Origin of the sequence: Citrobacter freundii ATCC 8090 = MTCC 1658 = NBRC 12681 (genome assembly GCF_011064845.1) — a bacterium.
Classification (GTDB): Bacteria; Pseudomonadota; Gammaproteobacteria; order Enterobacterales; family Enterobacteriaceae; genus Citrobacter; species Citrobacter freundii.
In genome coordinates, this window is record NZ_CP049015.1 from 3,803,486 (window position 1) to 3,822,443 (window position 18,958).

The 18,958-nt window shown below is 52.0% G+C and carries 17 protein-coding genes and 5 tRNA genes; 6 read left to right on the forward strand and 16 right to left on the reverse strand.

All coding sequences use genetic code 11. The features are described from left to right. Positions 1 to 47 precede the first annotated feature (47 nt). The gene (gene emrA, locus G4551_RS18240; RefSeq protein WP_003037303.1) at positions 48 to 1,220 is read left to right on the forward strand and encodes a multidrug efflux MFS transporter periplasmic adaptor subunit EmrA; all 1,173 of its coding nucleotides are present in this window, start codon (positions 48 to 50) and stop codon (positions 1,218 to 1,220) included. A gap of 16 nt (positions 1,221 to 1,236) precedes the next feature. Beyond that, positions 1,237 to 2,775, forward strand: a complete 1,539-nt coding sequence (gene emrB, locus G4551_RS18245) for a multidrug efflux MFS transporter permease subunit EmrB (RefSeq protein ID WP_003037306.1) — start codon at positions 1,237 to 1,239, stop codon at positions 2,773 to 2,775. 48 nt (positions 2,776 to 2,823) lie between these two features. Here emrB and G4551_RS18250 read toward each other — a convergent pair whose 3' ends face one another. From G4551_RS18250 to mltB, 16 genes are all read right to left on the reverse strand, one after another. After that, positions 2,824 to 4,191, reverse strand: coding sequence for a carbohydrate porin (locus tag G4551_RS18250; RefSeq protein WP_003839666.1), 1,368 nt, complete (start codon positions 4,189 to 4,191; stop codon positions 2,824 to 2,826). A gap of 346 nt (positions 4,192 to 4,537) precedes the next feature. Continuing rightward, a complete protein-coding gene (gene luxS, locus G4551_RS18255; RefSeq protein ID WP_003037312.1) occupies positions 4,538 to 5,053 on the reverse strand; it encodes an S-ribosylhomocysteine lyase in 516 nt (171 codons plus the stop codon). Positions 5,054 to 5,202: 149 nt separating this feature from the next. Beyond that, a complete protein-coding gene (gene gshA, locus G4551_RS18260) occupies positions 5,203 to 6,759 on the reverse strand; it encodes a glutamate--cysteine ligase (RefSeq protein ID WP_003037314.1) in 1,557 nt (518 codons plus the stop codon). 77 nt (positions 6,760 to 6,836) lie between these two features. Further along, the gene (locus tag G4551_RS18265; protein WP_003839664.1) at positions 6,837 to 7,265 is read right to left on the reverse strand and encodes a YqaA family protein; all 429 of its coding nucleotides are present in this window, start codon (positions 7,263 to 7,265) and stop codon (positions 6,837 to 6,839) included. Continuing rightward, on the reverse strand, positions 7,262 to 7,828 hold the full coding sequence (gene yqaB / locus G4551_RS18270) for a fructose-1-phosphate/6-phosphogluconate phosphatase (RefSeq protein ID WP_003839661.1): 567 nt from the start codon (positions 7,826 to 7,828) through the stop codon (positions 7,262 to 7,264). Before yqaB ends, G4551_RS18265 begins: the two co-directional genes overlap by 4 nt. Before the next feature lie 247 nt (positions 7,829 to 8,075). Continuing rightward, positions 8,076 to 8,152: transfer RNA gene (locus G4551_RS18275), tRNA-Arg, on the reverse strand. Between the two features lie 171 nt (positions 8,153 to 8,323). Further along, positions 8,324 to 8,400: transfer RNA gene (locus G4551_RS18280), tRNA-Arg, on the reverse strand. Positions 8,401 to 8,571: 171 nt separating this feature from the next. Then, positions 8,572 to 8,648 (reverse strand) — tRNA-Arg (locus G4551_RS18285). A gap of 90 nt (positions 8,649 to 8,738) precedes the next feature. Further along, a tRNA-Arg gene (locus G4551_RS18290) sits at positions 8,739 to 8,815 on the reverse strand. A gap of 3 nt (positions 8,816 to 8,818) precedes the next feature. After that, positions 8,819 to 8,911 (reverse strand) — tRNA-Ser (locus tag G4551_RS18295). Positions 8,912 to 9,247: 336 nt separating this feature from the next. Next, on the reverse strand, positions 9,248 to 9,433 hold the full coding sequence (gene csrA / locus G4551_RS18300) for a carbon storage regulator CsrA (protein WP_000906486.1): 186 nt from the start codon (positions 9,431 to 9,433) through the stop codon (positions 9,248 to 9,250). Between the two features lie 237 nt (positions 9,434 to 9,670). Next, positions 9,671 to 12,298, reverse strand: coding sequence for an alanine--tRNA ligase (gene alaS / locus G4551_RS18305; protein WP_003840242.1), 2,628 nt, complete (start codon positions 12,296 to 12,298; stop codon positions 9,671 to 9,673). A gap of 128 nt (positions 12,299 to 12,426) precedes the next feature. Beyond that, positions 12,427 to 12,927: a recombination regulator RecX gene (gene recX / locus G4551_RS18310; protein ID WP_003840244.1), complete on the reverse strand. Its 501-nt coding sequence runs from the start codon at positions 12,925 to 12,927 to the stop codon at positions 12,427 to 12,429. Between the two features lie 100 nt (positions 12,928 to 13,027). Further along, complete coding sequence (gene recA, locus G4551_RS18315) at positions 13,028 to 14,092, reverse strand: recombinase RecA (RefSeq protein WP_003037330.1); 1,065 nt, start codon at positions 14,090 to 14,092, stop codon at positions 13,028 to 13,030. Positions 14,093 to 14,184: 92 nt separating this feature from the next. Next, positions 14,185 to 14,682: a nicotinamide-nucleotide amidase gene (gene pncC / locus G4551_RS18320; RefSeq protein WP_003037333.1), complete on the reverse strand. Its 498-nt coding sequence runs from the start codon at positions 14,680 to 14,682 to the stop codon at positions 14,185 to 14,187. Positions 14,683 to 14,874: 192 nt separating this feature from the next. Then, positions 14,875 to 15,954, reverse strand: a complete 1,080-nt coding sequence (gene mltB, locus G4551_RS18325) for a lytic murein transglycosylase B (protein ID WP_003037336.1) — start codon at positions 15,952 to 15,954, stop codon at positions 14,875 to 14,877. A gap of 265 nt (positions 15,955 to 16,219) precedes the next feature. Here mltB and srlA point away from each other — a divergent pair, with 265 nt between their 5' ends. From srlA to srlD, 4 genes are read left to right on the forward strand one after another with little or no spacing between them, the layout of a single operon-like run. Next, on the forward strand, positions 16,220 to 16,783 hold the full coding sequence (srlA, locus tag G4551_RS18330; protein WP_003037339.1) for a PTS glucitol/sorbitol transporter subunit IIC: 564 nt from the start codon (positions 16,220 to 16,222) through the stop codon (positions 16,781 to 16,783). Then, the gene (gene srlE, locus G4551_RS18335) at positions 16,780 to 17,751 is read left to right on the forward strand and encodes a PTS glucitol/sorbitol transporter subunit IIB (protein ID WP_003840246.1); all 972 of its coding nucleotides are present in this window, start codon (positions 16,780 to 16,782) and stop codon (positions 17,749 to 17,751) included. Before srlA ends, srlE begins: the two co-directional genes overlap by 4 nt. A 13-nt stretch (positions 17,752 to 17,764) precedes the next feature. Further along, complete coding sequence (gene srlB / locus G4551_RS18340) at positions 17,765 to 18,127, forward strand: PTS glucitol/sorbitol transporter subunit IIA (RefSeq protein WP_003840248.1); 363 nt, start codon at positions 17,765 to 17,767, stop codon at positions 18,125 to 18,127. 17 nt (positions 18,128 to 18,144) lie between these two features. Continuing rightward, positions 18,145 to 18,924 carry a sorbitol-6-phosphate dehydrogenase gene (srlD, locus tag G4551_RS18345; RefSeq protein WP_003037345.1) on the forward strand — a complete coding sequence of 260 codons (780 nt, stop codon included), beginning with the start codon at positions 18,145 to 18,147 and terminating at the stop codon, positions 18,922 to 18,924. The last annotated feature ends 34 nt before the right edge of the window (positions 18,925 to 18,958 follow it).

Here is an 18,958-nt window from a genome sequence, read left to right on the forward strand (position 1 = left end):
AGGTCGGCTCAGCCGATGTGAATAAAAAGAAGATCGTGGAGAACAACATGAGCGCAAATGCGGAGACTCAAACCCCGCAGCAACCGGTCAAGAAGAATGGCAAACGTAAAAGTCTGCTTCTCCTTCTGACCTTGCTCTTTATTATCATTGCCGTGGCATATGGGATTTATTGGTTTTTAGTACTGCGTCATTACGAAGATACAGACGATGCGTACGTGGCAGGGAACCAGGTTCAAATCATGGCGCAGGTATCAGGCAGCGTGACGAAAGTCTGGGCTGATAACACTGACTTTGTAAAACAAGGCGATGTGCTGGTCACCCTCGACCAGACAGATGCCAAACAGGCATTTGAAAAAGCCAAAACTGCGCTGGCCTCCAGCGTGCGTCAGACGCACCAGTTGATGATCAACAGCAAGCAGTTACAGGCCAACATTGAAGTGCAGAAAACAGCTCTGGCGCAGGCACAAAGCGATTTTAATCGCCGAGTCCCGCTGGGCAACGCCAACCTGATTGGCCGCGAAGAGCTGCAACATGCGCGTGATGCCGTCGCCAGCGCTCAGGCTCAGCTTGATGTCGCAATCCAACAATATAATGCTAACCAGGCAATGATTCTCGGCAGCAAGCTGGAAGATCAACCCGCCGTACAACAGGCCGCCACCGAAGTGCGCGATGCCTGGCTGGCGCTGGAACGTACCAGAATTGTCAGCCCAATGACCGGTTATGTATCCCGTCGCGCCGTACAGCCTGGTGCGCAGATTAGCCCAACCACGCCGTTAATGGCGGTTGTTCCGGCCACCAACCTGTGGGTGGATGCCAACTTCAAAGAAACACAGCTCGCCCACATTCGTATTGGTCAACCCGCGACGGTTGTCAGCGATATTTATGGCGATGACGTGAAATATACCGGTAAAGTTGTCGGCCTCGATATGGGAACGGGCAGCGCCTTCTCCCTGCTGCCAGCACAAAACGCAACCGGGAACTGGATCAAAGTCGTCCAGCGTCTGCCGGTGCGTATCGAACTGGATGCGCAGCAACTGGCACAGCATCCTCTGCGGATCGGTTTGTCTACGCTGGTTACAGTCGATACCTCCAATCGTGACGGACAAATTCTGGCAAGCCAGGTCCGCACCACGCCGGTATCAGAAAGTAATGCACGTGAAATCGACCTTGCTCCGGTCAATAAGATGATCGAAGAGATCGTGCGGGCCAACGCGGGCTAATTCAAAGGTGCGTGTGATGCAACAGCAAAAACCGCTGGAAGGCGCGCAGCTCGTCATAATGACGATCGCGCTGTCCCTGGCGACATTCATGCAGGTGCTGGACTCCACCATTGCTAACGTGGCGATCCCCACTATCGCCGGGAACCTCGGCTCTTCACTGAGCCAGGGAACCTGGGTGATCACCTCATTCGGGGTGGCGAACGCTATCTCTATTCCGATCACCGGCTGGCTGGCAAAACGCTTTGGCGAAGTAAGACTCTTTATGTGGTCAACTATCGCCTTCGTCATTGCGTCATGGGCATGCGGGATGTCCACCAGCCTGAACATGCTGATTTTCTTCCGCGTAATCCAGGGTATTGTCGCCGGTCCATTAATTCCGCTGTCACAGAGCCTGTTGCTGAATAACTATCCACCCGCCAAGCGTTCCATCGCCCTCGCGCTATGGTCGATGACGGTGATTGTTGCCCCGATATGTGGTCCTATTCTGGGGGGCTATATCAGCGACAACTATCACTGGGGCTGGATATTTTTTATCAACGTGCCAATCGGGGCTGCGGTGGTATTGATGACCCTGCAAACCCTGCGCGGTCGGGAAACCAAAACCGAGCAGCGGCGCATTGACGCCATTGGTCTGGCACTGCTGGTCATCGGTATCGGCAGTTTACAGATTATGCTCGACCGCGGCAAAGAGCTGGACTGGTTCGCCTCGCAGGAGATTATCATCCTGACGGTGGTCGCCGTGGTTGCTATCAGCTTCCTGATCGTCTGGGAGCTTACCGACGAGCACCCCATTGTCGATCTCTCGCTGTTTAAATCGCGTAACTTTACCATCGGCTGCCTGTGTATTAGCCTGGCCTATATGCTCTACTTCGGTGCCATCGTCTTGCTGCCGCAGCTGTTGCAGGAGGTATACGGCTATACGGCAACCTGGGCTGGTCTGGCGTCCGCACCGGTAGGGATTATTCCGGTGATCCTGTCGCCAATTATCGGCCGCTTCGCGCACAAGCTGGATATGCGTCGGCTGGTGACGTTCAGTTTTATTATGTACGCCGTCTGTTTCTACTGGCGTGCGTGGACGTTCGAGCCGGGTATGGACTTTGGCGCATCGGCCTGGCCGCAGTTTATTCAGGGGTTCGCAGTAGCCTGCTTCTTTATGCCGCTGACGACCATTACGCTGTCCGGTTTACCGCCTGAGCGTCTGGCGGCTGCATCGAGCTTGTCTAACTTTACGCGAACGCTGGCCGGCTCTATTGGTACATCGATTACAACAACGATGTGGACTAACCGTGAGTCGCTGCACCATGCGCAATTGACGGAATCCGTTAACCCCTACAACCCAAATGCTCAGGCAATGTACGACAAGCTGCAGGATTTAGGGATGACGCACCAGCAGGCGTCAGGGTGGATAGCCCAGCAGATCACTAATCAGGGTCTGATTATTTCCGCCAACGAAATCTTCTGGATGTCGGCGGGGATCTTCCTGGTTTTGCTTGGTCTGGTGTGGTTCGCTAAACCGCCCTTCGGCGCGGGCGGCGGCGGCGGTGGAGCGCACTAACTATCTGATAAAAGGGATCTGCGGATCCCTTTTTTATTGTGGCCAGCATCAGAAATAATATTTGAATCTCAGGCGTCCGCCGTAACGAGCATCTTCGCTGTTGTCGCCATTGTTCGGATCGGCCTCAACCCATGAGGCATAAGCACCGAGATAGATATTAAAGTTTTTCATATCCATCACATTGGGGAATAAATATGAGGCATGAATAGTGTGAATGTCATAATTGCCGGGATCGGTGATCCAGCAATCGTTCTCACAAACGGCATCTATATTGGTAGCATTGAAGGCTTCGATTTTGTTATGCGCATAGATATAGCCCAGTTCGAATCGATGCCACAACGCGTTCACCCCAGCGGTAAAATCGGTCTCATCGGTCGCGTCCATATAAGCAGTATTCAGGTTAATCACCGCGCCGTCTTCCGCATCGGTTTTTTGTCCGTCCCAGGTCATGGTAAAACCATACCCCGTACGATCGGACTGATCGATCCACTTCCCGTTCTCATAATAGCCGTAGGCGTTGTTAACGACGTTACTTTCCATCGCCACTGCCGTCGAGAAACGCCCATTTTGCCAGGCGATCACCGGGCGCACGTAAGCCACGTTTTTATCATTGGTTAAGTCCATCCCGTGGTACTGCTTCTCGGTATAGAGCGTACTGCCATTTTCCATCAATGTATTCACTTCAAAATACCAGTTATCGATGGTTTTACTGATCAGGAAATTACCGCCGCTGTCGCTACGTCCACGCCCCTCTTTCATCATATAAATATAGCCATAGCCATCACTGTAAAGATCATTCGCCGTATTACCTGAATATTCAATAAACGTATCCTGATTCAGCGGGAACATATCGTACGCTTCAAAACGTCCGACCTTAATTTGCCAGTCTTTTTCCTGACCAAAAAAGAACACTGCATCATCGAGATTCATTTTTCCGGTCAGGTCTGCCAGCGGCTGAACTGAGAAGCCGGCGAAATTACCGTTGTTCAGTCGTTGGTAGCCATCAAACCCTAATAGCAGACGCCCGTTGATATCCCAACGTTCATTCGTTCCCGGCGCCCAATCTTTATTTGCCGAAGTTCTGGTTGATGTCAGACTACCAGAGCGGCTTGCCGCATCCATATTAAACTCAACGTCGCCATAGAACTTGATATCGCTAAAACCGGATAGCGTTAACTTGGGTGGATTTTTCGTAGAGGCGGAGGGTTCAGCAGACTGTACTTGCACCGTCGGCGCTGCAGCTACCTGCTGCTGCCTCAGCGAGCGAATTTGCGATTCAGCATCTGCGGCTCGCTGTTCGGCATTAATCACGCGCTGCTCCAGTTCGACAAGACGCTGTTCAATAGCGGTATTTGCTGCCCAAAGGTTATGCGAAAAGCAAGCGCCGACCACAAGCGCTAAATATTTCACCTTCATTTTTTATCCCTAAAGTTTAATGTATACCAGATAAGATTTGATAAAAACCCCATCCACCAGCGATGAAAAGAGTCTTTTTATTACCTGGATACCTGGCGTATTCCATTATGTTTTTCTATTAATTATTTATGTTTTTTGATTTGTGTGATCGGTGTGGGCTGGCATCGTTAATTATCCATTATTTTCTGTTTACCAGATCACGTTTTATTATTTAACAGGTCACCCATTAATTAACTGAAATTATATTCCTGTCGTAAATATAATAGATATAGATTATATGACGAAATAAAAAACCCCGGACATAAACCGGGGTTAATTTAAATACTGGAACAGCTAATCAATAAGACTAAATATGCAGTTCCTGCAATTTCTCTTTCGGCAGCGCCAGCTCTTCATTGCTGTTCACGCGTACATCCCGCTCCAGAATATGACGCGCGATATCCTGTGCTTCGCTAAGAGAGTGCATCTGATACGTACCGCACTGGTAAACGTTCAGCTCCGGGATCTGGTTCTGATCCTGTACTTTCAGCACGTCCGCCATTGCCGCTTTCCACGCATCGGCAACACGCTGCTCGTCCGGCGTACCAATCAGGCTCATGTAGAAGCCGGTACGGCATCCCATCGGAGAGATATCAATAATCTCAACGCCATTACCGTTCAGGTGGTTACGCATAAAACCTGCAAACAGGTGCTCCAGCGTATGGATACCTTTCTCAGGCATGACTTCTTTGTTCGGAATGCAGAAACGCAGATCAAACACGGTGATTGCGTCGCCATGCGGGGTATTCATCGTTTTTGCAACCCGGACTGCGGGAGCTTCCATCCGGGTGTGATCGACAGTAAAACTATCTAACAACGGCATTTAGCCACCTCCGATAAATTTTTTAAAAATAATCTGAACTCTTTGTTCCGGGGCGAGTCTGAGTATATGAAAGACGCGCATTTGTTATCATCATCCCTGTTTTCAGAGATGAAATTTTGGCCACTCCCGAGTGGCCTTTTTCTTTTGTATCAAGCGTGCTTTTCCAGCCACACGCTAAACGGCTCAGTATCAGCCGCTTCGATCTCCTGCTGACGACGCTTCGAAGCCTCGGTTTCAGCAATAAATTCAGCTTCCTGCAATATTTCTAATGGCTCTTCACGCAGCAGATTTCGGTAAGCCTCACCCAGCGCTTTGCCCGTACCGCCAATGCCTTCATCAATCATAGACCGTAGGATCCGGGCAGAGAAAGTCAGTTCAGGATTGTCAAAACAGACAACCAGTTCATCACAGACCTTCTGATACTCCTCTCCCCCATCGATGCTGTCCAGCGTTTGTGCCACGCGTTTCAGATCGCGGAACAAATCTTTCCCAACCTTAGGCAGCGGGAACTGGGCCGTTTCACAGCCAATACCTAACGTCAGTCCTGGCTTGCGACCTTCGAGAATCACGCGATTCCAGTTTTTACGCGTACACAGCAATTCATCGCTGCTCATTTCCGGGGCATCGGCCAGCGCACACCAGACCATAAACAGATCGAGGAAGCGTACCTGCTGCTCGTCCACGCCGATCGGTGAGAACGGGTTGATATCCAGCGAGCGTACTTCGATGTACTCGATACCGCCACGCAGAAGCGCATCAGACGGCGTTTCACCACGACGAGTGACGCGTTTCGGACGAATAGGCGCATACAGCTCATTTTCAATCTGCAGAACGTTGCTGTTGATTTGCAGACGCTTACCGTCTTTCTCCAGACCGATCGCTGCGTACTCCTCGGAGGGCGTTTTAATCGCGCGCTTTAATCCTGCCACATACTCATGCAAATCGTTAAACGTAATTCCAAGATTGCTTTGCGACTTATTGGTATAGCCCAAATCACTCAGACGCAACGAGGTCGCGTACGGCAGGTAGTACATCCCGCAGTCGGTTTTTTCAAACGGCAGAGTTGTTGGTTTTCCTTGCAGGAATGAGGAACAAATGGCCGGAGAGGCGCCAAACAGATACGGGATCACCCAACCAAAACGGTAGTAGTTGCGGATCAGACGGAAGTAGCCCGCGGAGATCTTCTCTTTAGCATCTTCGCCTTCGGTTACGCCGCACTTCGCCTGCCAGAAAGCCATTGGCAGCGAGAAGTTGTAGTGTACGCCTGAGATTGTCTGCATCAACGCACCGTAACGGTTTTTAAGGCCTTCACGGTACAGCGTCTTCAGGCGACCGGTGTTCGACGTGCCGTACTGCGCCAGTTCGATATCCTGGCCTTCGGCAATATAGCAAGGCATGCTCAACGGCCACATACGCTCGTCGCCCAGGTTTCTGGCGGTATAACGATGCAGGTCGCGCATGAATGTGAGCATTTTCTCAATGTCATCGCCTGGCGGAGTGATAAATTCCAGCAGCGCTTCGGCAAAGTCAGTAGTTATCCATTTATGCGTTAGCGCTGAGCCTAACACCTCAGGATGGCCTGTCGTTGCTAATGACCCATCTGCATTAACACGCAGCGTTTCGCGCTCCAGACCACGTTGAATCCCCTTTAACGCCTGAGGATGGTTTTCCAGCCAGGCCAGCGCCTGTGATACGTCCGGGATCAAATTGACCTCCCGCCTGTCAAAATCGTTTTAATTAGCATAATGGTATTGGTTACCCTGAAGGCTATCTCACAACACAATTAGTGCCACCACATAATGCCTTGCGTCGTAACCGCTGCGACAACAACATAGCGCAGCGCCTTGCCAAGGCATAAGAAAAAGAGAACTGGACCCCACGAGATGCGCATCCACCCGGCTAACAGGCACAATAAATCACCTACAACCGGCATCCAGCTTAATAATAGTGTGACAGCGCCATAGCGCCGCAGCCAGCCAGTGGCTTTTTCTTGCCAGCGCGATGTTTTACGCAAAGGAAAGAAACGCCCAAGGATAACGTTAGTTAACCCTCCAAGGCTATTACCCATTGTTGCTGTTAAGACTAAGACCCAGGGATGACTTATCCCGGAGACCAGCAAAGCAACTAAAACAACTTCAGAATTGCCGGGTAATAGCGTGGCGCTGAGAAAACTACTGGCAAACAGTGACAGGAGCGACAGTCCATCACTCACAATAACCGGACATCCACGGCGTCCATTCCCGCAGCGTGCGCCGCCTGTATTCCAAAATCGGCATCTTCAAACACGACGCAACGCGCCGGAATAACCCCCATACGTTCGGCACAAAGCAAAAACGTATCAGGAGCAGGTTTGTGGCGTTGTACGTGATCGGCTGCGACGACAGCATCAAAATAGCGACGCAGTCCAAGGTGAGCGAGCAGCGCTTCTGCAATTGCGCTTTCACTCCCCGTTCCTACTGCCATAGGCCGACGCCCATGCCAGGCTTTCACGACGTCAACCAACGGCAGAGGCTGGACGCTATCCAGCAACATGCTTTTCACCTTGTCAGTTTTCTCGCGCGCTAAGGCATGGGGGTCAAGATCGGCATGATTCAATTCAATTACCGACTGGGCAATACGCCACGTTGGGGAGCCGTTGAGGGCGACCATGGCTTGTTCATCAAACCGCAGCCCATATTGCCCCAATACCTCATGCCACGCCTTACGGTGCGTTGGCTCAGTATCCAGGATGGTGCCATCCATATCAAAAATCAAACCCGCATAACGTTCGTACATCGTCTTCTCACAAGCCGAATGACCAGACGTTATTTTATCGTAATTGATTGATTTTGTCGCTGACAGCGAATTGAAGGGTGTTCAGAGAGTATGTGGAAATAATTTAAAGGGGGAGATGGTGCATCCGGGAGGATGACTCACTAGCGTTCGCCCTGCGGGCCGTTGCTGGAGCAACGTTATCCTTCCTGGTGCTCGCGATTATCTCGCAGACCATGAAACAACAGTTTTGCTGCTATCTCGGAGAAGATGGTGCATCCGGGAGGATTCGAACCTCCGACCGCTCGGTTCGTAGCCGAGTACTCTATCCAGCTGAGCTACGGATGCATCGGGAATTGCTGATTACTACTGATACTGCAAAGAAGATGGTGCATCCGGGAGGATTACTCGGCTGCGCCTCGCCCTGCGGGCCGTTGCTGAAGCAACGTTATTCTCCCTGGTACTGGCGATTATCTCGCAGACCATGAAACAACAGTTTTGCTGCTATCTCGGAGAAGATGGTGCATCCGGGAGGATTCGAACCTCCGACCGCTCGGTTCGTAGCCGAGTACTCTATCCAGCTGAGCTACGGATGCATCGGGAATTGCTGTTTACTACTGATACTGCGAAGAAGATGGTGCATCCGGGAGGATTACTCGGCTGCGCCTCGCCCTGCGGGCCGTTGCTGAAGCAACGTTATTCTCCCTGGTACTGGCGATTATCTCGCAGACCATGAAACAACAGTTTTGCTGCTATCTCGGAGAAGATGGTGCATCCGGGAGGATTCGAACCTCCGACCGCTCGGTTCGTAGCCGAGTACTCTATCCAGCTGAGCTACGGATGCATCAGGAAAACTTACTTACTGCAGATTTGATATCGCTGCTAAAGTGATATCGATTTCCGTAACAACGCTAATGCGTTATTGCAGAGAAGATGGTGCATCCGGGAGGATTCGAACCTCCGACCGCTCGGTTCGTAGCCGAGTACTCTATCCAGCTGAGCTACGGATGCAAATGGCGGTGAGGCGGGGATTCGAACCCCGGATGCAGCTTTTGACCGCATACTCCCTTAGCAGGGGAGCGCCTTCAGCCTCTCGGCCACCTCACCAACACGCCTCTTGCGAGTGCTTCGAAGAACTTGTTTCTGCTCATCGTCGCTGCGTGGCGCACATATTACTTTCTGGGACTTATAAGTCAAACAATTTTTCCAGAGCTTTTATCGTTTGCACATTTCACGCGCAATTAGTCTGCAAAAACGGCAAAAAGAGTGTTTTATCAACAGATAAATTGGCAATTTCCTGAAGCAGTGAACAAACGGAAACTTCGTCGGGAAAGGTGTTACGCCCAGTAGAATCGAAAAAATGGGGAGGACGAAGAAGAAAAGAGAAGAAAAAGGGTAACTCAATCAGGTTGCGCCTCACCAGAAAGGTGAGACGCGAAAACCTTAGTAACTGGACTGCTGGGATTTTTCAGCCTGGATACGCTGGTAGATCTCTTCACGATGGACAGAAACTTCTTTCGGGGCGTTTACGCCAATGCGCACCTGGTTGCCCTTCACCCCTAAAACTGTCACGGTGACCTCATCGCCTATCATGAGGGTCTCACCAACTCGACGAGTCAGAATCAGCATTCTTTGCTCCTTGAAAGATTAAAAGAGTCGGGTCTCTCTGTATCCCGGCATTATCCATCATATAACGCCAAAAAGTAAGCGATGACAAACACCTAAGTGTAAGCAGTCACGGCATCACATTCTGTTAAACCTAAGTTTAGCCGATATACACAACTTCAACCTGACTTTATCATTGTCGATAGCGTTGATTCGCATGCCGTAACTTAGGGTTTCGGCATGCGCTGACGCTTATAGTTATTACAGTTTTGCGCTGACCCAGCCTTTCACACTGGCTAACGCTGCAGGCAGAGCCGCTGCATCCGTACCACCGGCTTGCGCCATGTCCGGACGACCGCCACCCTTACCGCCGACCTGCTGAGCGACCATTCCAACCAGTTCCCCTGCTTTCACGCGATCTGTCACGTCCTTAGACACACCCGCAATCAGAGAAACCTTACCTTCCACTACCGTTGCCAGAACGATAACGGTAGACCCCAGTTGATTTTTCAGATCATCAACCATGGTACGCAACATTTTCGGCTCAACGTCCGCGAGTTCACTGACCAGCAGCTTCACACCGTTGATATCAACCGCTTTGCTGGAAAGATTTGCACTCTCCTGCGCCGCAGCCTGTTCCTTCAATTGCTGCAATTCTTTTTCCAGTTGACGTGTACGCTCCAGCACGGAACGAACTTTGTCAGCGATATTCTGGCTATCGCCTTTCAGCAGCTGCGCAACATCGCTTAAGCGATCGCTCTCAGCATGCACGGTTTGGATAGCGCCTTCACCGGTTACCGCTTCGATACGACGAACGCCTGCCGCAGTACCTGACTCGGACACTATGCGGAACAGACCGATATCACCCGTACGGCTGGCGTGAGTACCGCCACACAGTTCGGTAGAGAAATCACCCATGCTCAGAACGCGCACATGGTCGTCATATTTCTCGCCAAACAGCGCCATTGCGCCTTTGGCTTTTGCCGCTTCGAGATCCATGATGTTCGTTTCAATCGACAAGTTGCGACGGATTTGCGCATTCACCAGATCTTCAACAGCACGGATTTCAGCAGGCTTCATCGCTTCGGTATGAGAGAAGTCGAAGCGCAGCAGTTTATCGTTAACCAGCGAGCCTTTCTGTGCCACATGAGTGCCCAGAACCTGGCGCAGCGCCGCGTGCATCAGATGCGTTGCGGAGTGGTTCAGGCGAATACGCGCACGACGCGCTTCATCCACATCAGCCTGCACTGCATCACCAATTTTCAGAGAACCCGCAGACAGCTTGCCAATGTGACCAATGGCCTGGCCATATTTCTGTGTGTCGCTAACGGCAAACGCAAAACCTGCGCCTTTCAGTTCGCCTTTATCGCCAACCTGACCACCAGATTCCGCATAGAACGGCGTCTGATCCAGTACGACAACAGCGTCCTGACCAGCGTTAATTGCGTCTACCGCTTTACCATCAACAAACAGCGCGGTGACTTTGCCGTTCAGTTCCAGCTGCTCGTAGCCTTTAAATTCAGAAGCGCCATCAACACGAATCATTGCATTGTAGTCTGCGCCAAAACCGCTGGCTTCACGTGCGCGACGGCGCTGTTCTTCCATTGCAGCTTCAAAGCCAGCTTCATCAACCTTGATGTTACGCTCGCGGCAAACGTCTGCCGTCAGGTCAACCGGGAAACCGTAAGTGTCATACAGACGGAATGCGGTTTCGCCGTCCAGCGTATCGCCAGACAGTTTTGCCAGTTCTTCATCCAGCAGCGCCAGACCACGCTCCAGAGTACGTGCAAACTGCTCTTCTTCGGTTTTCAGAACCTGCTCAACCATAGCCTGCTGACGCTTCAGTTCTTCACCTGCAGAGCCCATGACGTCCACCAACGGACCAACCAGCTTGTAGAAGAAGGTATCCTTCGCGCCCAGCATGTTGCCATGACGTACCGCGCGACGAATGATACGGCGCAACACATAGCCACGGTTTTCATTCGACGGCACAACGCCATCAGCAATCAGGAACGCACAGGAACGGATATGGTCGGCGATAACGCGCAGCGACTTGTTGCTCAGATCGGTCGCGCCGGTGACTTTCGCCACGGACTCAATCAGTGAACGGAACAGGTCGATTTCATAGTTGGAGTTAACGTGTTGCAGCACGGCCGCAATACGCTCCAGACCCATACCGGTATCCACGGACGGTTTCGGCAGCGGTTCCATGGTGCCGTCAGCCTGACGGTTGAACTGCATGAAGACGATGTTCCAAATCTCAATGTAGCGATCGCCATCTTCTTCTGCGCTTCCCGGAGGCCCACCCCAGATATGGTCGCCGTGGTCGTAGAAAATTTCGGTGCATGGACCGCAAGGACCGGTATCACCCATCTGCCAGAAGTTGTCGGAAGCATAAGCCGCACCTTTGTTATCACCGATGCGGATGATACGTTCGCGCGGAATACCGACTTCTTTTTCCCAGATTTCATAGGCTTCATCGTCAGTTTCATAGACGGTGACCCACAGACGCTCTTTTGGCAGGGCAAACCAGTTTTCACCGGTCAGCAGTTCCCATGCATATTGAATAGCATCGTGTTTGAAGTAATCGCCGAAGCTGAAGTTGCCCAGCATTTCGAAGAAAGTGTGGTGACGTGCAGTGTAACCGACGTTTTCCAGGTCATTGTGCTTACCACCCGCACGTACACAACGCTGCGAGGTGGTTGCGCGGGAATAATTACGCTTGTCGAGGCCAAGGAAAACATCCTTGAACTGGTTCATCCCGGCGTTGGTAAACAACAAAGTAGGGTCATTGTTCGGTACCAGGGAGCTGCTGGCAACTACCTGGTGTCCTTTACTATGGAAAAAATCGAGAAACGCCTGACGGATCTCAGCGGTGCTCTTGCTCATAATTATCCTGAAGAAATCAAGCTAACGAAATGTCATTACCAGCATCGGCAAGCAAACTGCGCCTCTGGCAATCGAAAAGTGGGAATAAGATAAGTTTTCTTTACTGGGAAGTAAAATCCCGTATGCGGTCAATCGTCAAAATTTCGCCATATTGCCTGAATATCTTCCATCAGATAGCCGCGATAGAGCAAAAAACGCTGGACCTTTACCTTATCTGAAAAATCGACAGGTAAAGGTTCACCGTACTTCCGAATGGCCTGCTCACGCGCAAGCACTGCCCAGTCAATTTCGCACTCACGCATGGCCCGCTCGATAGCTTCACGCGTGATCCCTTTTTGGTTTAATTCCTGGCGCACCCGGGCAGGTCCATAACCTTTGCGGCTACGGCTGGCGATAAACTGCTGCACGAAGCGATCATCATCCAGATAACGACTTTCAATACACCAGGCGATGACCTTGTCGTAATCCTCCGGCGTGGCATCAATTTCTTCTGGTCCATTTTTCCCCATCACCGGAGCGGCCAGCTTGCGCCGCATTTCCTGCTCGCTGTGATCGCGCATCGCCAGAATACGTACGGCGCGGTCAAGCAGTCGGGAATAAGCGGAACGGCGGGAAGTTGCTTCTGTCATAGTAAGCCTTCAGAAATGAAAAAGGGCTGCATGATATGCAGCCCTTTACTATATGCGATTCAAAACATGCGATTCAAAACATGCGATTCAAAACAGATTATCAGAAATCTTCGTTCGTTTCTTTTACGTCTTCGCCGCTGTCATCAACGGAGAAATCAGGCGTTGAATCCTGGTTATTGAGCAGTAGCTCACGTAATTTCTTCTCAATTTCTTTCGCAGTTGCCGGGTTTTCTTTCAGCCAGTTGGTCGCATTCGCTTTACCCTGACCGATTTTCTCACCGTTGTAGCTGTACCATGCACCAGCTTTTTCAATCAGCTTCTCTTTCACGCCCAGGTCAACCAGTTCGCCGTAGAAGTTGATGCCTTCACCGTAAAGGATCTGGAATTCAGCCTGTTTGAACGGCGCTGCAATTTTATTTTTCACAACCTTAACGCGGGTTTCGCTGCCAACCACGTTGTCACCTTCTTTCACCGCACCAATACGACGGATATCCAGACGAACAGACGCATAGAATTTCAGGGCGTTACCACCGGTGGTGGTTTCCGGGTTACCGAACATAACGCCAATCTTCATACGGATCTGGTTGATGAAAATCAGCAGCGTGTTGGACTGCTTCAGGTTACCGGCCAGCTTACGCATCGCCTGGCTCATCATACGCGCCGCAAGGCCCATGTGAGAGTCGCCAATCTCGCCTTCGATTTCTGCCTTCGGCGTCAATGCGGCAACGGAGTCGACAACGATAACGTCAACCGCACCGGAGCGCGCCAGTGCATCACAGATTTCCAGCGCTTGTTCACCGGTATCCGGCTGAGAACACAGCAGGTTATCGATATCAACGCCAAGCTTACGGGCATAGACCGGGTCCAGTGCGTGTTCTGCATCGATAAATGCACAGGTTTTACCTTCACGCTGCGCAGCGGCAATAACCTGCAGGGTCAGCGTTGTTTTACCGGAGGATTCAGGCCCGTAGATTTCGACGATACGGCCCATTGGCAAACCGCCCGCGCCCAATGCGATATCCAGAGAAAGCGAACCGGTGGAGATAGTTTCCACATCCATGGAACGGTCTTCACCCAGGCGCATGATGGAGCCTTTACCGAATTGCTTTTCGATCTGACCCAGCGCTGCCGCCAACGCTTTCTGTTTGTTTTCGTCGATAGCCATTAATTACTCCTGTCATGCCGCTTTCGGGTTAAACCGCGAAACGTGATAGATAATGTTCTGTTGAGGCAATTATACTGTATGCTCATACAGTATCAAGTATTTTGTAGAAATTGTTGCCACAGGGTTTGTAACGCGTAGGCGGTTGCCTGCCGACGGACCGCATCGCGATCGCCGCTAAAGCATTCCCGGCGGGTAATCCCCTCGCCGCTCGCGCTGGCAAAGGCAAACCATACCGTTCCCACAGGTTTTTCTTCGCTACCGCCATCCGGCCCCGCAATACCGCTTATCGAAACAGCAAAATGCGCACGGGCGGCTTTTAACGCGCCTATCGCCATCTCCACCACCACAGGCTCACTCACCGCGCCATGTTGGGCCAGCGTCTCTTCGCGCACGCCAATCATCTGCGCTTTGGCTTCATTGCTGTAGGTCACAAACCCACGTTCAAACCAGGCGGAGCTTCCGGCAATATCCGTAATCGCTTTGGCTACCCAGCCGCCGGTGCAGGATTCCGCCGTCGTCACGGTTGCCCCGCGCGCTTTCAGCGCCAGGCCAACCTGCTCGCTTAACTGCATCAGTTCACTGTCGGTCATTTCAGCCTCTGTCAGTTAAAAAAATATGCCGGACAAGATAGCACTTTCATGACCAATGTGGGGATGGGGAGAACGTTTTACGAGGGGGATTCCAAAAATTGCTCCGTTGCACAAATAAGACCTGCCGGATGGCGATGCCAGGACATCTTATCCGGCCTACCAGAGATATCTTCCGGTAGGCCGGTGGAGCGATTACTGTACGCGCGCCAGCGCCACCGCCTGACCTAACTGCCAGACTGCCATCGCGTAATGCGTGCTGTGGTTATAGCGGGTAATCGTGTAGAAGTTCGGCAGTCCGTACCAGTACTGATAACCCGTGCCAATATCCAGGCGCAGCAGGCTGGCCTGCTGATGATTACCCAACGACTGCTGCGGCGTCAGACCCGCGGCAGCAAGCTGAGAAATGCTGTACTGGGTTTTAAAGCCGTTCGCAAGCCCAGGTGCCTGACCATTTGCCGGAACCGCGACCGTATCGCCTTTCACCCAGCCGTGGCCCTTGAAGTAGTTCGCCACACTACCGATGGCATCAACCGGATCCCACAGGTTAATGTGTCCATCGCCATTGAAATCAACGGCATATTGTTTATAGGAAGACGGCATAAACTGGCCGTATCCCATTGCCCCCGCGAAAGAACCTTTCAAATCGAGCGGATCGTCGCTTTCATCTCGCGCCATCAGCAGGAAGGTTTCAAGCTCACCAGAGAAGTATTCCGCACGACGAGGATAGTTAAACGACAGCGTCGCCAACGCATCCAGAATCCGCGTTTTACCCATCACGCGGCCCCAGCGAGTCTCTACGCCAATAATACCGACAATAATTTCCGGCGGAACTCCGTAGACCTGCCACGCACGGTTCAGCGCATCTTCATATTGATTCCAGAAAGCCACGCCGTTTTGCACGTTGTCAGGTGTGATGAACTGTTTGCGATAGCGCAGCCATGCGCCGTTAGGTCCGGCTGGCGGTTGAGTCGTCGGTGCCTGGCGGTCCATCAAACGCAATACCGAGTCCAGACGCTTGGCCTGCGACAGGATCTCCTGCAGCTGCTGGCGGTCGAAGCCGTGCTTGTTCACCATTTTCTCGATGAACTGCTGCGCGTTCGGATTATTGGCAAAATCGCCGCCCGTTTGCATGACGTTGTGCTGTGGCTCAAGCAGGAAGCCGCCGGATGGCGCACCCGTAGTCGTTTGAGTCTCTGAAGGTTTAGGTTTGCTGCTACAGGCAGCGAGCAGTACGAAAAGGGGGAGTAACGCTACATAACGACGCTTGAACATGAGACATCCATTAAACAAATTCAGCCTGGGAGAAGTATGGTAAAGCATCCTCCGCCATACAAGGAAGCGGTAGTCGCTCTCCTTCACAGAATTTACATCCCCTTTCATCTCTGACCATCACATTTGCGAGCTTTCACGCAAAAACTTTCAAATTAAAATATTTATCTTTTATTTTGAGATCAAAATAACACTTTTATATCTTTCAATCTGATTAAAATCAGCCACCGTTTGGCAAGATAACTAAAAATCCCTACAGGAGAGAATAATGATCGACACCATCACACTCGGTGCTGAGTGGTTTATCGGGCTGTTCCAGAAAGGCGGAGAAGTGTTTACCGGCATGGTGACCGGTATTCTGCCACTGCTGATCAGTCTGCTGGTCATCATGAATGCGCTGATTAACTTTATCGGTCAGCAGCGTATTGAACGTTTTGCCCAGCGTTGCGCCGGAAACCCGCTATCCCGCTATTTGCTACTGCCGTGCATCGGCACATTTGTATTTTGTAACCCAATGACGCTGAGTCTGGGTCGCTTTATGCCAGAAAAATACAAGCCCAGTTACTACGCCGCCGCGTCTTACAGTTGCCATTCCATGAACGGCTTATTCCCGCACATCAACCCCGGCGAACTGTTCGTCTATCTGGGGATCGCCAGCGGACTGACCACGCTGGGGCTTCCGCTTGGCCCACTGGCGGTGAGCTATTTGCTGGTCGGTCTGGTGACCAACTTCTTCCGTGGCTGGGTGACCGATTTCACCACCACTATCTTCGAGAAAAAAATGGGCATTCAACTTGAGCAGAAGGTACATCTGGCGGGAGCAACATCATGACACGTATTCGTATTGAAAAAGGCACCGGCGGCTGGGGTGGCCCGCTTGAACTGGATGCCGTTCCGGGCAAGAAAATTGTCTATATCACCGCAGGAACTCGCCCCGCGATCGTCGACAGGATAGCAAGCCTGACCGGCTGGCAGGCCGTTGATGGCTTCAAAGAGGGCGAGCCGCCGGAGAGCGAAATTGGTGTGGCGATCATCGACTGCGGCGGCACGCTGCGCTGTGGGATCTATCCCAAACGTCGTATACCGACGGTGAATATTCACGCTACGGGTAAATCCGGCCCACTGGCTCAGTATATTGTCGAAGATATCTATGTCTCTGGCGTAAAAGAAGAAAACATTACTGTTGTCGGCGAAGCGTCCGCCACGCCAACGCCCGCAAGCAGCAGCATGGGACGCGATTACGACACCAGCAAGAAAATTACCGAGCAAAGTGATGGTCTGTTGGCAAAAGTGGGGATGGGCATGGGTTCAGCCGTTGCGGTTCTGTTCCAGGCCGGGCGCGACACTATTGATACCGTCCTGAAAACTATTTTGCCATTTATGGCGTTCGTCTCAGCACTGATCGGCATCATTATGGCTTCGGGTCTGGGAGACTGGATCGCCCATGGACTCGCACCACTGGCCAGCCATCCGCTGGGACTGGTCACGCTGGCACTGATCTGCTCTTTCCCACTGCTGTCGCCTTTCCTCGGCCCCGGTGCGGTTATCGCCCAGGTTATCGGCGTGCTAATCGGTGTACAGATTGGTTTGGGGAATATTCCCCCACATCTGGCGCTACCTGCCCTGTTCGCCATTAACGCCCAGGCTGCATGCGACTTTATTCCTGTCGGGCTGTCGCTGGCCGAAGCGCGTCAGGACACGGTCCGCGTCGGCGTGCCATCTGTTCTGGTGAGCCGCTTTCTGACCGGCGCGCCAACCGTTCTCATCGCCTGGTTTGTTTCCGGCTTTATTTACCAATAAGAGGCACTCAAAAATGACCGTGATTTATCAAACCACCATCACCCGTATCGGCCAGAGCGCCCCGGATGCACTGTGCGACCAGATGCTGATTACCTTTCGTGAAGGCGCGCCCGCGGATATCGAGGGGTTTTGCTTCATCCATTGCCACGGCGAGCTGAACGGTTCGTTGCAAGCTGGGATCCAGTTTGAACTAGGCCAGCATCACTACCCAGTCACCGCCGTTGGCAGCGTGGCGGAACAAAACTTACGTGAACTCGGGCATATCACTCTGCGCTTTGACGGACTGAGTGAAGCGGAATTCCCCGGTACCGTACACGTTGCAGGTCCCGTACCGGACGGTATTGCGCCGGGCTGTATTTTGAAGTTTGTTGCTTAAGATTGAAGGAGATAAAGATGAATCAGGTTGCCGTTGTCATTGGTGGAGGCCAGACCCTTGGGGCATTCCTTTGCCGTGGGCTTGCGACAGAAGGATACCGCGTCGCGGTGGTGGATATTCAAAGCGATAAAGCCGCCAACGTGGCGCAAGAAATTAACGCCGAGTTTGGCGAAGGCACCGCCTACGGTTTTGGCGCAGATGCCACCAGCGAACAGAGCGTGCTGGCGCTGTCGCGCGGAGTGGATGAAATATTCGGTCGTGTTGATCTGCTGGTTTACAGCGCGGGTATCGCTAAAGCCGCGTTTATCAGCGACTTTCAGCTTGGGGATTTCGACCGCTCGCTGCAGGTCAATCTGGTTGGCTACTTCCTCTGTGCACGTGAATTCTCACGCCTGATGATCCGCGATGGCGTGCAGGGACGCATTATCCAGATCAACTCAAAATCAGGGAAAGTGGGCAGCAAACACAATTCAGGCTACAGCGCGGCAAAATTTGGCGGCGTGGGCTTAACCCAGTCACTGGCGCTGGATCTGGCGGAATACGGCATTACCGTGCATTCACTGATGCTCGGCAATCTGTTGAAATCACCGATGTTCCAGTCGTTATTACCGCAATATGCAACCAAACTTGGCCTTAAGCCAGATGAAGTTGAGCAGTACTACATTGATAAGGTTCCGCTTAAGCGCGGCTGCGATTATCAGGACGTGCTAAACATGCTGCTGTTTTACGCCAGTCCGAAAGCCTCTTACTGTACCGGGCAGTCCATCAACGTCACCGGCGGTCAGGTGATGTTTTAATGTTGAATTGCCGGATGGCGTCTGCGCTTATCCG

Bases quoted from the DNA above. Each gene is read 5' to 3' on its own strand.
- srlA (WP_003037339.1), top strand. From the start codon at position 16,220: ATGATCGACACCATCACACTCGGTGCTGAGTGGTTTATCGGGCTGTTC.
- mltB (WP_003037336.1), bottom strand. From the start codon at position 15,954: ATGTTCAAGCGTCGTTATGTAGCGTTACTCCCCCTTTTCGTACTGCTC.
- srlD (WP_003037345.1), top strand. From the start codon at position 18,145: ATGAATCAGGTTGCCGTTGTCATTGGTGGAGGCCAGACCCTTGGGGCA.
- srlE (WP_003840246.1), top strand. From the start codon at position 16,780: ATGACACGTATTCGTATTGAAAAAGGCACCGGCGGCTGGGGTGGCCCG.
- csrA (WP_000906486.1), bottom strand. From the start codon at position 9,433: ATGCTGATTCTGACTCGTCGAGTTGGTGAGACCCTCATGATAGGCGAT.
- recA (WP_003037330.1), bottom strand. From the start codon at position 14,092: ATGGCTATCGACGAAAACAAACAGAAAGCGTTGGCGGCAGCGCTGGGT.
- srlB (WP_003840248.1), top strand. From the start codon at position 17,765: ATGACCGTGATTTATCAAACCACCATCACCCGTATCGGCCAGAGCGCC.
- yqaB (WP_003839661.1), bottom strand. From the start codon at position 7,828: ATGTACGAACGTTATGCGGGTTTGATTTTTGATATGGATGGCACCATC.
- G4551_RS18250 (WP_003839666.1), bottom strand. From the start codon at position 4,191: ATGAAGGTGAAATATTTAGCGCTTGTGGTCGGCGCTTGCTTTTCGCAT.
- pncC (WP_003037333.1), bottom strand. From the start codon at position 14,682: ATGACCGACAGTGAACTGATGCAGTTAAGCGAGCAGGTTGGCCTGGCG.
- luxS (WP_003037312.1), bottom strand. From the start codon at position 5,053: ATGCCGTTGTTAGATAGTTTTACTGTCGATCACACCCGGATGGAAGCT.
- emrA (WP_003037303.1), top strand. From the start codon at position 48: ATGAGCGCAAATGCGGAGACTCAAACCCCGCAGCAACCGGTCAAGAAG.
- alaS (WP_003840242.1), bottom strand. From the start codon at position 12,298: ATGAGCAAGAGCACCGCTGAGATCCGTCAGGCGTTTCTCGATTTTTTC.
- emrB (WP_003037306.1), top strand. From the start codon at position 1,237: ATGCAACAGCAAAAACCGCTGGAAGGCGCGCAGCTCGTCATAATGACG.
- recX (WP_003840244.1), bottom strand. From the start codon at position 12,927: ATGACAGAAGCAACTTCCCGCCGTTCCGCTTATTCCCGACTGCTTGAC.